The following is a 12,874-nucleotide window of genomic DNA, read 5'->3' on the forward strand; positions in this document are numbered from 1 at the left end:
GGAGTTAACTTATTTGTAGCTGCTAGTGTTGCAAAGTTGAAGCTGGAGAAATTATTTAAACCAATTCTACCATTGTTGATTACAATGTTATTTGTATTAATTTTAGTTACGTACATACCACAAATAAGTTAACTCCTACTGGGGGAGTAATAAATCCTATAGCTAAATTAAAAACCATGATTACACCGAAGTGCACTGGATCAATACCTAACGCAATAGCCATTGGAAGAAGTATTGGTGTCAAAATAACAATTGCAGCTAATGCTTCGAGTACAACTCCAACAATTAATAAAAAAATATTTATCAACAATAGAATAATAATTTTGTTCTCACTTATTGTTAAAACAAAGGACGCAACTGCTTCCGCTACTCTTTCTATTGTGATTAAACGTCCAAAAATTGTTGCCATGATAATTAACAAGATAATAATAGATGAAGTTGTTCCCGACTGAACTAAGGATTCGTATACACCTTTCATATTTAGGTCTTTGTATACAAATACACCAATAATTAATCCATAAGCAGCTGCTACAGCCGCCGCCTCAGTTGGTGTCATAACCCCACCATAAATCCCACCTAAAATAAAAACGGGTACTAATAATGCTAATTTTGCATTCCATGCAGCCGTAAGCGTGTCCTTCAAGCTAAACGTTGTTTTTTCACCTTGCCACCCGTTTTTTTTAGCAATAAAAAATGTAGTAATCATTAATGCTAGTCCAGTTAATGTTCCTGGTAGTATACCAGCTATAAATAACTTTGAAATAGACTGCTGGCCGACTACACCGTATACAACAAATGGATTGCTAGGTGGTATAATTACCCCTATAGAACCTGCAGTAGCAATTAAGGCGGTTGCGAATCCAATATGATATCCTTGCTTTACCATCGCAGGAATTAACAAAGTTCCAATAGCTGCGACAGTTGCAGGACCAGAGCCACTGATTGCAGAAAAAAACATACAAGTTACAACTCCAACCAATGCAAGCCCACCAGGAAGAAACCCTAACAATTCATCTGATAGGTTTAATAATTTTTTGATGATACTTCCACCACCCATTATAATTCCAGTAGCAATAAACATTGGAATCGCCATAACAGGAAAATTATCAATACTTGTAAAAGCAGCTTGAGGTAAGAAGCTAAGCGGTATAGCATTAGAAGCAAGCACAGTTGCCAATGTAGAGATCCCAAGAGCAAACGCTATTGGCATACCTATAAGTATGAATAATATAAAGTATCCAAATAACATAAACGATACATTCATTTGTTCGAACAGTATAATAGGAAGACTTAAAATAGCAGTAAAGACAACAGCAATACCAACTATTTTCATGTTCATTTCTTTTACGTCTTGGATAAGGTTTTGAACCATTCGAACGAATATGATTAGAAAACCAAGTGGAACTGCACTATACGGTATTGCCATTGGTATTGACAATGCAGGTGTTACTTGATTAGTTTCTAATTGAAAACTAATCATCGTAAATCCACCTTTTATAAGAATATAACTAAAATAAAACATTAGTAATGTAGTTGCTAATGTTATAGACTTCTGGATATTCTTTGGTAATTTACTTAAGAGTACATCGACTTGAATAGATTCACGCTTTTTTATAGCTAAGCTCGCTCCCAAATAAGATATATAAATAAAAATGTAACGAGCAGCCTCTTCTGTCCAAGTTGTTAAGTTGGGAATATCAATAAAAGGTAAAACGTACCGGTTTATTACTTGTAAATTTATAAGTATAATAAAAGCTAGAAATCCTAACACAATGAATACCTCTTCAAACCTATGATCAATCACTTTTATTATTCTAATAAATTTATTGGTAGGGTTATTAACACATTGTACTTCTTCCGTCTTCACCTCTGATTTCCTACGATTCATTACTGTCCTCCCCTCTCAATATGGAACTAAATTACGGGGAACAAATATAATTCCCCGTAATAGCAAAATGATCTATTTGAAAATATCATCCTGTGTCTTCCCTAAAGTTTCTAAAATGATCTCAACATACTCTGGTTCAGCTTCTCCAGGCACAATAAATTCATCCCACACTGACTCTACCGCCTGTTTCCACTTTTTCATTTCTTCATCCGATGGCTCATAAACTTCTATTCCAAAATCAATAAATTTCTGTTTAGCTTCTGCTTCCTGTTCGTTTGCTACGTCTCTTTGCCATTCAACTGCTTCTTGACCTGCCTCCATAATTATTTGCTGATGTTCTGGAGATAGATTATCAAAAATAGCTTTATTCATAACTACAATATCCGAACTATAATTGTAATTTACTTCTGTAGCATACTTTAATACTTCCTGATGTTTTGTAGACCAAAGCAAGGAGTAGCTGTTCCCCTCTGCTTCAATTGTGCCTTGTTGTAAACCAGTATAAACTTCATTCCAGCTCATTGGCGTTGGAACAGCACCCATAGCCTCGAAGTCTGCTTGCTCGACTGGTGAATTAGTCGTCCGGACCTTTAGTCCCTTCAAATCATTTGGTTCTATTATCGGTCTAACGTTATTGACCACTTGACGGAATCCATAGTCTGGAAAGAAAATAACTTTAAATCCCGACTTTTCCAACTCTTCTCTAATAACATCTCCAGGTTTTCCATCAACGGCCTTGTATACTTCTTCCTTATTTTCGAAAATATAGGGCAAATCCCACGCAATAAAATAGTTTGTAAAACTAGCCATATTTGGGGTGGAGGAACTAGCAAAATCAAGCGTACCCTGTTGAGCTCCTTCAATTACTTCTCGATCGTCTCCAATAGTTCCGTCATGGAATGTTTCTACAACTATTTCTCCATTCGTCTTTTCCTTCACTAACTCAGCAAATTTGTCTATACCTAATGAAACAGGGTGGGTTGCAGCTTTGGATTGACCTAATCGAAAACTAATTACCTCCTCACTATCATTTGATGTTTTATCCGTATCGTTCGAGTTCCCACACCCAGAAATAAACAAAACTATAAAGCCTAATGTGATCATAAATAAAATCATCTTTTTTTTCATTTCGCTCATTAAATTCCCCTCCTTCTAATTCTAATAAAACAATTTTTCATCATCATAAATTTATAAGTAAATCTAGCCTTTAACGAAAACACATAAGCACCTAGTAAGCTTTATATTTTTCTAGGCGCTTATCTTGATTCTTCCTATTCATCTCGCCATGCATTATGATCCAAATGTTTATATTTTTCCAAAAATCTAGTCGGCATTTTGAGAGCATCTTTTCTAAAAGGTGGTGCTAGTTGATTTCCATCGACATATATATTGATAACGGCTGGTTTATTTGCTTCCAATACTTTCTCAATAGTTGGCCTAATATCTTCTGCATTGTCTACACTAAAACCGAGCGCTCCCATTGATCGCGCTACTTCAGCAAAGTCAGGTCCTTCAATATCTGAACCAATAAAACGATCATTATAATAATCTACTTGATTTTTCTTCTCTGCTCCCCATGATTTATTATTAAAAACACAAGCAATAACAGGAATGTTTTGTTCAACTGCTGTGCTTACCTCGTGCAAACTCATCCCCCAAGCGCCATCTCCAACAATTGCTACTGAAGGTGAATTAGGCTCGGCTAACTTTGCACCAATTGCAGCCGGATAAGCAAATCCACAGTTTCCAAAAGTTAAAGCAGCTATATGACGTCTACTTTGATTAAAGGTTAAGTACGCATTTGCAGTAGAAGAAACATTGCCTATATCCGTTGAAAAAATTGTATTATCTGGAAATGCTTTTCTCACTTCTAAAAGTGCACGTCGTGGATTTATCGGATGCCCTTCTATCATTGCTAAATCCATTAACTCTTCTTCCCAATCTTTTTTAAGCTTAGATATCCCTTCAAGCCGTGTGTCATCATTTCTTTTGTCTACGCTTACTAAACGACTATATATTGCTTCACTTGCAGCTCGTGCATCTCCAATAACTCCAACTTCTACTGGATGCGTTCGTGCGATATTTCGAGGATTGATATCAACTTGTATAATATTCGCGTGTTTAGGGAAATAATCAATATCATAACTAGGTAATGTACCAAAGATCGATAATCTAGTACCTATTGCTAATAGTACGTCTGCATCCTTGAGAGAATACATTGCTGCCTTTGAACCCATATAGCCTATTGGTCCTACTGCCAGAGGGTGGTTATTAGGAAATGCATCATTATGCATGTAAGATACAGCAACTGGAGCTGTTAAGTGTTCGGCAATTTTAATGACAACATCTATAGCGTCCGAATCTACAACCCCCCTTCCAGATAATATGACTGGTCGTTCAGCATTTTTTAAAAGTTCAACTGCCTTGTCGATCTGAACTAAATCTCCTGCACCTCTTGTATCAGCACGATATTGATGTGGCTGTAAAATATAATCTTCCAACTCCCCATAAAAATAGTCTCTTGGAATATCAAATAAGACGGGGCCGCGCTCTGCATATGCAATACGGAAGGCGGTTCTCAGAGATTCCGCAACTCGACTTGGATGAGTTACTTCTACTGTTTCCTTCGTAATAGCCTTAAACACCGACACTTGATCACATTCTTGAAACCCATCCCAACCAATTGTAGGCGTACCAGCCGATGGTGAAATTACGACCATCGGAGTATGGGCGTGATTGGCGGCGGCAACGGATGTAACCATATTAGTAATACCTGGCCCATTTTGACCAATAACTACTCCTGCAACTCCTGTAACACGAGTGTATGCATCTGCAATATGTGCAGAACTTTGTTCATGTCGCACTGGTAGAAATCGTATGCCGGCTGTTGGTAACAAATCCAACATATCCATAAACGCTGAGCCCAAAATACCATAAATATCTTTAACCCCCTCAGCAACCAATGTTTCTACAATTGCTTCACTCGGGGTCATTTTTACTTTTTTAATATCATTTGCTTTGACTTTCGACTCTGGCTTGTTCATAATAATCCTCCTAATAGAAATTCCAAACTTTCAGTTTTAAAAACAACATACTTAGTAATATGTATATAATCCTCTGCTTTTTACCAACTTGAATACTATGCGACTTATTCAATTAATACGTAACTTACATAACCTACAATTCTTTTTTTTATTTCCGGGTTGAAAAGCTTTTCTACTTCTTTCTAAAGCTAGACAATCTTTTGAATTTATCACTCCTAATTATTATTTTTTTGTAAATACGAACGTTTTATTATTAAACTAACATTTAACATATGATAATTAGTGCATAGGTTGACTAAATTAATTTAAAAAGTCATCATAATGTACGTACCAGTAATATCAACATTACTTTGAATTCAAAAATGTTAGTGATTAATATATACGTATTTTAAAAGTGCAAATTTATTACTATATATTTAAAAAAGTGCAAACTTAAACACCCAGACATTTTTATTATCCGTCTGGGTATCAAAGTTACGAATACTTTATAAAATTAAAACGGCAAATATTGTACTTACGAGCAATCCTAAAATAACTGGAATAAAGTTTTTTCGAACTAACTCCATGACTGAAATCCCACAAAATCCGGCAATAGCAATTAAGGACGACCAAGCTACAAGTGTACCTCCCCCTGTCCAAATGGAGCCCATTTGCCCTATAGCTGCTAACGTAGAGGCATCGATCGAACTATTCTCCAATGCGGCGGCAAGTGCTCCAGTTAATGGAAGACCTGAAAACCCAGAACCGTCCAACCCTGTAATAATCCCAATAATTAAAATACTAAATGCAGCTAGTAATGCACTTTGCGGTAAAAATTGCTGACTTGATTGGACAAGGTCAAATAAGAAGGCCGGTGCTGCTTCATCTACACCTAAAATACTTCCTGAAAATTCACTGCTGCCTAGAAAGAAAAATCCTGCAATTGGAATAACAGGTCCCATTGCTTTAAATGCAAATACAAATCCATTTGTAATATGGTTGGTAATATAATCTAAAGCATGTTGTTTACCGAAAGCGACGGTTGATAATAGCAACAAAATAACAGCTACACCCCCGATTAAGGCTGCTCCATCACCACCTTCCAATCCCCCCATTCGCCCAGAGAGAAGCTTCGTATAAACCATGTAAATGACAACAGCAAGAAGTGTGAGCGGGACAAATATCGCAAATAATTTCCCCCAATACGAAAGATGCTTCGTATGTGCCTTTTTACCGGTATCACGCTCAAGAGACAATGCCTGCAGTTCCGTTTCAATCCGCGGATCACTTTTATCTCTAATCTTTTTTCGATATACAATGTAGGCTACAGCAATGGCAATTGTTCCAGTAATTAAAGATAATATTAAAGCTTTGTCCGCAACGACTATTGTAGATACCCCAGCAGATTTTGCGGATAAGCTAGGCGCTACTTGAACTATATAATCCGAAGAAAGTGCCATTCCCTGCCCAGCAATAGCTACCGCTACTGCCGCTCCCATAATGGGTAAGCCTGATCTTACAGCTGCAGGAACTAATAAAGCACATATAAGCGGCACAGCAGGAGTAGGCCAAAAAAACAAGGAAATAACATACGTAACACCGATTAAAATAAAAAATGAAACATGACCATTTACCATCATTTTTTGAATCGGCTGAATCATTTTTTCATCTGCACCAATGTCTCGTAATGAATGCAAAAGTGCGATCATAAATGTAATGATTAAAAATATATTAAAAAGCTCAGTTGCAGCAACCAAATTAGCATGAAATATTGAGGTGAACCCATCTACTAAACTACCTTTATATACCCAGGCAATAACAAAAGTACCTAACAACGATGGTAATACGACACCTTTACGAAAAATCATAGTTACAATAATTAATAACGTAAATAAACCATATAACAAATGTGACGTCGTTAAATCCACTCCCCATCTTCCTTTCTACATAAGTGTGCTATAACCTATGCGAAAACGCTACTTACAGTGCTTATTTATATGAAATGTTTAATTCCTTATTAGACGGGAACATACACAATACAACATCTAAAGGAGGCATAAATATGAGACCATTTGTTATGGAATATACGAATGACGAAAATCTTCAAAGAGATGTACAAGCATTGCAAAATAGAGGAGTAAATAAAGACGATATTTATTTATTGTCACACGATGATGATCGAACAGATCGCGTAGCAAGTAATGCCAATGCTAGTAAAATTGGCTTGAAGGAAATGGATTTTACAGATGCGCTTAAGAATGTATTTAATAAAAAAGGGGACGAGCTACGAACAAAACTACAAGATATCGGATTCTCAAGACAGGAATCCGAAACGCTTGAGGAAGATTTAGATGAAGGAAAAATCCTTTTAATTGTTACAAATCATGATAATCCAGAACGGTATTTAATGTAGCACTTCCTAAAATAACACGCGCTCTAGGGCACCCTAATGTTAATGACACTAGGGTGCTCTTTATAATACATTGTAATCAGATAACACAATTTTCAAAAAATAACTTTTTTGAAGGAATTATAATTGGCTCATTTTGTTCGTTTACTGTTTAAGTAGATCTATCAGGGGACGAGTTGCTCAGTTTTGGGAAGCGTATAAATTAGTCCCTTACCAAAATCAGTTTGAATGATCGCAATGTACGGTTGCGGTATATCTTGACTTCATACGTAAGTCGGCCAAAATTATTTGATGTAATATACCCTATCTTCATCCGCTTGCTAGTAATGTGTCAGCCGTCTTTTATGAGTGCTACTGCGAGTTTTATTTCTTTATATCTATTAAATTAAAAGAGGTAATCTTTACATTCAATTCTTTTTCCGGCTATTTATGTGTGGAACCACCACCTTCACCCCTTCCCGATGACCTGGGTCCATAATTAATACCGACTTCACTTCTTTCTTTTCTCTCTTTTTTTGTTCGTCAGTCCATTCTCTGTTAAAATTTCCTTTTGCATTTTCCCTGTTTTCGTTACATAGTTGTTTTTATACCAGGCTATAACTGACGTAACTGTTGTAAACATTAAGGCGCTCATATGTTCTATAACCTCACTTTCAATTGGCAAAGGAGACTTTCCAAAGATGACAAGAAATTGGTTGGTTAATGCTAACAATAACGTCGCTGTGCGAATAACCGTTCCTCTGTCCATTCAAACACCTCCTAACTTAATAATCATTTTTTATTTTATTCCAACTTACAATTATAGGAACGGCAGGAAAAGCAGGTGTTTTGTTAAGTGAGGTTACAAATACATCAAATCGATAGATAAGAAAAGAGCATCTTTTACCTATCATAACTTTCTCTTATTTCTTATTGCACGAAAGCTTGTTTGATAAGACGATTTAGTCGAAATTTTAATGCATAGAAGTATTTCAATAGCATACTCCATCATTGATAAAGGAAAATCACTTTTAATCATGTTTGATCGATCGTAGAATATTCTCGTAGGGTGGGATCTGCTTGCACATAACGAAGCAATTCACCTCCCAAGTACTATTAAACGCAAGAACGATGGCGTAAAAGTAAGCGATTCAGATGAGGTTAAATCATTTAAGAAGTAAATAGAGAGTAGGAATTACGTAAATTTAACCATATACCGGACAAAGTGCAGCTTCGTAATAGACGTACACATTTAAAGGAAGTGATGTGCGACGGGAAGCTTTCGTATGCATGCGAAGGAGATTCGACTGTTATCCATAGAATGTGAAATGCATTTCCAGATCGAAGCGTTACCTAAATGATAAAGTGTCCATTTCTGTTTGTAAAAAGGTGTGTTCGTTAGGAGTTAATTGGTTGGCTTTGCTTCAGATGAAGAATAAATTCGAATGATCATTCTTCCTTCAATCGCTTGCGCCCTTATTAAAATAGGCTGATCATATTTATTTTTAAATACAAAATCGGGCCCCCACCAACTAACAGTGGCATCTTTTCCTGGCGGTACATAGGGAACTGAACGACTGTGAGAATAGCGTTCAATTATTTCTATCCCTTTTAAATTTACAGCATTAAATAAAGTGGATGAAACCTGGCATATCCCTCCACCAATATCTTCTTCAATCTCACCTTTAACAATTACAGGTGCTTTTTTATACCCTCTTTCTTTCGTACGTTCTCCGACAACCTTATTAAACGAAAACTGTTCTCCTGGTAAAACAACGTAATTATTTATCGCTTTAGTGGATAGTTCAATATTATGGGTACGCTCAACGTTCGCTTTTTTAAAATACGTTTCGTACTCTCCCATTTTTTTATCTCGAATTTTTAATAATAATTCACGATCTACTTTAGGATGTACGATTTCTTTAGGTACTTCAATTTGATTTGACACGCCACTGTAGAAAAAACGAAGGATCGCTTCGGTTAGAGCGACTCTATCCATTCGGCTTCCTAGCTGCTCATTAATTATTGAATTATCATCCGCAATTGTTGCGTCTATCGGTCGTTTATAAGTCGCCTCATCTATCTGGTTCAATAATCGTTGTAGCTTAGCATGATTAAAAAACAATCCAGTATGGAATGGCAGTGAATAAGCATCGCGCTCAACGACCTCTATTATGTTTCCTTCATCGCTTATTGTTAGTGACACTGTGACATTTTCTAGTGAAGGTGTTATTAAATACAAAAACAGTAAAAAGACATACATCGTCAAAACCCCTTTTTCTTAGTATGAGAAAAAGGGGTAAGTTCATGTGTACAACTTGTACAGTTACTAAAAATTAATTAGATACACCGTTTATATCTAATAAAGCAAAGTACGCAGGTTAAACTTTTGTGAGTATCCCGAGAATAATGTAGAAGAAGTTTTCTCACATTGCTCATGAAATACTCGCTATCCGTAGGCAATTACTCAACTAATTTAAACAGCCTTTTACCCTCTTAAATTGATTTTCGACTTTCCTATGGGAGTATTGCCTATTCCATTCTATCGTGTCGGAGACGAATCCTGAGTTCCATAATCTAATCCCTCTTTTTTTAAAAATACAAAAAAGGTTCGATCATTGATTGTCTATGATCGAACCTTTTTTAACATTTTTGGCTACATATGTCCTAGATTTATTTACTTTTAGCGGAAATCTCTTGTTTCCTCTACGTAACGACTTGCAACCATATAACCAATAACGGCTGCTAAAACCATTAATAAACCGTTTCGCATTATTCGTTTCCTCCCCTGTTCATTGACTTTGCAATTAAAATGGACGAATTTTCCCTTTTTTAAGTAAGATTTTCGTGCCACCGAGCATAAACAACGAGCGATTGTCGACAACTTTTTTCATCGTAGCAGCTGATTTCCCTTTTAGCTTCGTACCATTGAAAATACTTCCTATGCCATCTGTGACACCTAATGATGCTACAGTACCCTTATCATCGAAATAGAAGTTTTCTAATGGCTCATTGTGTAGCAACGCTCGAATATTATTTGCACATGTTTTTGCATGCTGTAAAGCTGCTTGAGCTGTTGGAGGGAACGGGCGACCTTCTGCCTCATTCATTACCCAAGCACAGTCACCAAGAATAAAGATATCCTCTTCGCCTGGTGCACGCATATCTCCATTTACTGTTACTTTTCCTCTTGTAATTTCAAACCCGGATTTACCTAGTATAGAGTTCCCAGTTACTCCACCTGTCCAAACAATCGTACCTGCCTTTATTTCTTCATTATCTTCACCAATAATGAAGCTATCTTCTGTACATTCTTGGATCTTCGCATCGAGTCGGAATTCTACGCCACGATTTTCCAAAGAATTCATTGCATAAGATACTAAATCTTTGTCGAACATTGGTAAAATGGATGGTGCAGCTTCAACATTAATGATACGCACCTTACTTCTTTCAATGTCATATTTTTTACAAAGCTGTGGTACTCGTTCCACTAATTCACCAACAAATTCAATTCCGGTAAATCCAGCTCCACCTACTAAAATAGTCAAGCTATCTTCGTCCGGATTTTCTTCTGTTTTATATTTTGCGAATTGATACTCAATATGATCACGAATTAACCGACTAGAGTCAATATCTACGATGGAGTATGCATTTTCAGCCATTCCTTTAATACCAAACGTATTCGTTTCGAATCCTAAAGCAATAACAAGATAATCATATGTTAGTTCTCCGTTTTCTAATACAACACGCTTTTCGTCTTTCTTAATTTCTGAAACGACGTCATAAACAAGACGTACACGATTTGGATTTACAACATCGCTCAGCATAAAGCGCGCTTGGTTCGGATTAATTGTACCGGCAGCAACTTCATGTAACCAAGTCGTTTCATAATGGTAATTATGTTTGTTGACAAGTACAATGTCGGCTTCTTCAGCAGCCAAAGTTTGCGTTAGTCGTCTTGCTGTCATTAGACCAGCGTACCCTGCACCAAGTACGACGATTTTTGGTTTGTTGTTCATAAAAAATCCACCTTCCTACTTTGTCCTAAAGTAAATAAATTTGTAAGTTCAGCATCGCTATGCATTACTTATAAGTAGAATCACTAGTAAATAACATATCCATAATAGCAAATAAATAGTAAATTAGCTAATAAACTTGGCTATTTTTTTAATGTAAGTTTACGACATACCTATTTTATTTTAAACAGGTCGAATCGTAATTTCGTTCACGTTGACATTATCCGGCTGCGTTGCCGCATATACTACAGCGTTTGCAATATCATCCGTTTGTAATGGCGTTCGGTCGGTTGGCACTCGGCCGCTGGAAAGATCGGTTTTTACCATGCCTGGTGAGATATTCGTAACTCGAACACCTGTTTTTGCTAATTCTTTTTCAAGCCCCATCGAAATTGCGCGTACGGCATATTTGGTTGCACTATAAACAGTGCTCATTTTCGTTACTTCAAAGCCAGAGACCGATGCGATATTAATAATATGTCCCGTTTTACGATCTATCATAGACGGTAGCACAGCATGTATACCGTATAAAACCCCTTTAACATTAACATCAATCATACGTTCCCATTCGTCAACATGCCCGTCTTGAACTTTGGAATGGAGCATCTGTCCTGCATTATTAATATAAAAATCAATTTCATTAAAAAACGACTTTGATTTTAAAACCATTTTTTCAACGTCATCTCGGTTCGCTACATCAGTTGGGACAGCAAGTGCTTTCCCATTTCCTCTTTCGTTTATTTCAGCAGCTAGCGCTTCTATTTTCTCTTTTCGCCGTGCTGCCAATATAACGTTTGCCCCTTCCATAGCAAGTCCTTTTGCTATACGAGCACCAATTCCGCCACTTGATCCTGTTACGATAGCTGTCTTTCCTTGTAAACGCATAAGTAATCCTCCTTGTATCTATTTACTACGGTTCTACGCTTGCCTCTTCACCTGTCTCTGTTTCCATTGGTAATTCTGTACCGTTATCAATCGCATCAGCGTCTCCCTCATCTTCCTGCTCTTCTTTATCTGGAAGTTTTGGAGATAGATCATCACCCGCCTGTTTATCTGCATTTTTTACAACATTTTCATCATCTTTACTTTTATCCTCCGTCGATTGTTTGTTTTCTTTTAATTCTTCTATAATCCAATCTTGTTTCTCTTTGGGCTTTGATTCGTGGTTTACCTTTGGACGTACTGATGGATTTACAGACTTGGATTCAGATGAAGGCTTGTTCGTTTCAACCGGCTTGTTTTCTGTTTCCGAGTGATTAGAAGCGCTTTCATTTTTCCCCTCTATTATACGTTCTTCCTCTGTTTCACTCGATTCAATCGTTTTATGAAAGATAATTGCAAAATCATTTTTATGCTTCGGGATATACGTATAATCAGGTCTTAATGCATGGCTTCTACTCTTCTCATTACCTATTTTTTCGTGATCCGTTGCTGCATGATTTGTTTGTCTATGATTCATTTTTTGTACTCCTGCAAAAACTACAAACATAAAGGCAATAAAAACAACAAAATTGATGTATAACAGTTTTTTATTCTGCACCCCTCCACCTCCTCTACA

11 protein-coding genes are annotated in these 12,874 nt (G+C 36.6%); 2 read left to right on the forward strand and 9 right to left on the reverse strand.

Annotation, left to right across the window (positions count from 1 at the left end):
• The first annotated feature begins 36 nt into the window (after positions 1-36).
• Positions 37-132, forward strand: coding sequence for a hypothetical protein (locus ACLIBH_RS09785; protein ID WP_439316565.1), 96 nt, complete (start codon positions 37-39; stop codon positions 130-132).
• Here the strand turns inward: ACLIBH_RS09785 and ACLIBH_RS09790 are convergent.
• From ACLIBH_RS09790 to ACLIBH_RS09805, 4 genes are all read right to left on the reverse strand, one after another.
• A complete protein-coding gene (locus tag ACLIBH_RS09790) occupies positions 107-1,888 on the reverse strand; it encodes a TRAP transporter large permease (protein ID WP_439316526.1) in 1,782 nt (593 codons plus the stop codon). The two genes, ACLIBH_RS09785 and ACLIBH_RS09790, sit on opposite strands and share 26 nt — an antisense overlap.
• Before the next feature lie 72 nt (positions 1,889-1,960).
• On the reverse strand, positions 1,961-3,025 hold the full coding sequence (locus tag ACLIBH_RS09795; protein ID WP_439316527.1) for a TRAP transporter substrate-binding protein: 1,065 nt from the start codon (positions 3,023-3,025) through the stop codon (positions 1,961-1,963).
• Positions 3,026-3,159: 134 nt separating this feature from the next.
• Complete coding sequence (gene xsc / locus ACLIBH_RS09800; RefSeq protein WP_439316528.1) at positions 3,160-4,932, reverse strand: sulfoacetaldehyde acetyltransferase; 1,773 nt, start codon at positions 4,930-4,932, stop codon at positions 3,160-3,162.
• A gap of 485 nt (positions 4,933-5,417) precedes the next feature.
• Positions 5,418-6,839: a hypothetical protein gene (locus ACLIBH_RS09805; RefSeq protein WP_439316529.1), complete on the reverse strand. Its 1,422-nt coding sequence runs from the start codon at positions 6,837-6,839 to the stop codon at positions 5,418-5,420.
• A 134-nt stretch (positions 6,840-6,973) separates the two neighbouring features.
• On the opposite strand from ACLIBH_RS09805, the gene ACLIBH_RS09810 reads away from it, so the two are divergent.
• Positions 6,974-7,324, forward strand: coding sequence for a general stress protein (locus tag ACLIBH_RS09810; protein ID WP_439316530.1), 351 nt, complete (start codon positions 6,974-6,976; stop codon positions 7,322-7,324).
• A 487-nt stretch (positions 7,325-7,811) separates the two neighbouring features.
• Here ACLIBH_RS09810 and ACLIBH_RS09815 read toward each other — a convergent pair whose 3' ends face one another.
• The 5 genes from ACLIBH_RS09815 to ACLIBH_RS09835 all read right to left on the reverse strand — a co-directional run bounded on the left by ACLIBH_RS09815 (position 7,812) and on the right by ACLIBH_RS09835 (position 12,856).
• A complete protein-coding gene (locus tag ACLIBH_RS09815) occupies positions 7,812-8,069 on the reverse strand; it encodes a phage holin (protein ID WP_439316531.1) in 258 nt (85 codons plus the stop codon).
• Positions 8,070-8,705: 636 nt separating this feature from the next.
• Positions 8,706-9,563, reverse strand: a complete 858-nt coding sequence (locus ACLIBH_RS09820; RefSeq protein WP_439316532.1) for a VanW family protein — start codon at positions 9,561-9,563, stop codon at positions 8,706-8,708.
• Positions 9,564-10,107: 544 nt separating this feature from the next.
• Positions 10,108-11,319 (reverse strand): NAD(P)/FAD-dependent oxidoreductase, encoded by a 1,212-nt coding sequence (locus tag ACLIBH_RS09825; RefSeq protein WP_439316533.1) that lies wholly within the window; start codon positions 11,317-11,319, stop codon positions 10,108-10,110.
• Positions 11,320-11,499: 180 nt separating this feature from the next.
• Positions 11,500-12,201, reverse strand: coding sequence for an SDR family oxidoreductase (locus tag ACLIBH_RS09830; RefSeq protein WP_439316534.1), 702 nt, complete (start codon positions 12,199-12,201; stop codon positions 11,500-11,502).
• 25 nt (positions 12,202-12,226) lie between these two features.
• Positions 12,227-12,856, reverse strand: a complete 630-nt coding sequence (locus ACLIBH_RS09835; RefSeq protein WP_439316535.1) for a hypothetical protein — start codon at positions 12,854-12,856, stop codon at positions 12,227-12,229.
• Positions 12,857-12,874 lie beyond the last annotated feature (18 nt).

Origin of the sequence: Virgibacillus sp. W0430 (assembly GCF_051846935.1) — a bacterium.
Classification (GTDB): domain Bacteria; phylum Bacillota; class Bacilli; order Bacillales; family Amphibacillaceae; genus JBPYCR01.

What these genes read in the sequence shown, in the direction of transcription:
- ACLIBH_RS09790 (WP_439316526.1), bottom strand. Translation starts at nt 1,888, where the DNA reads ATGAATCGTAGGAAATCAGAGGTGAAGACGGAAGAAGTACAATGTGTT.
- ACLIBH_RS09795 (WP_439316527.1), bottom strand. Translation starts at nt 3,025, where the DNA reads ATGAGCGAAATGAAAAAAAAGATGATTTTATTTATGATCACATTAGGC.
- xsc (WP_439316528.1), bottom strand. Translation starts at nt 4,932, where the DNA reads ATGAACAAGCCAGAGTCGAAAGTCAAAGCAAATGATATTAAAAAAGTA.
- ACLIBH_RS09810 (WP_439316530.1), top strand. Translation starts at nt 6,974, where the DNA reads ATGAGACCATTTGTTATGGAATATACGAATGACGAAAATCTTCAAAGA.
- ACLIBH_RS09815 (WP_439316531.1), bottom strand. Translation starts at nt 8,069, where the DNA reads ATGGACAGAGGAACGGTTATTCGCACAGCGACGTTATTGTTAGCATTA.
- ACLIBH_RS09820 (WP_439316532.1), bottom strand. Translation starts at nt 9,563, where the DNA reads ATGTATGTCTTTTTACTGTTTTTGTATTTAATAACACCTTCACTAGAA.
- ACLIBH_RS09825 (WP_439316533.1), bottom strand. Translation starts at nt 11,319, where the DNA reads ATGAACAACAAACCAAAAATCGTCGTACTTGGTGCAGGGTACGCTGGT.
- ACLIBH_RS09830 (WP_439316534.1), bottom strand. Translation starts at nt 12,201, where the DNA reads ATGCGTTTACAAGGAAAGACAGCTATCGTAACAGGATCAAGTGGCGGA.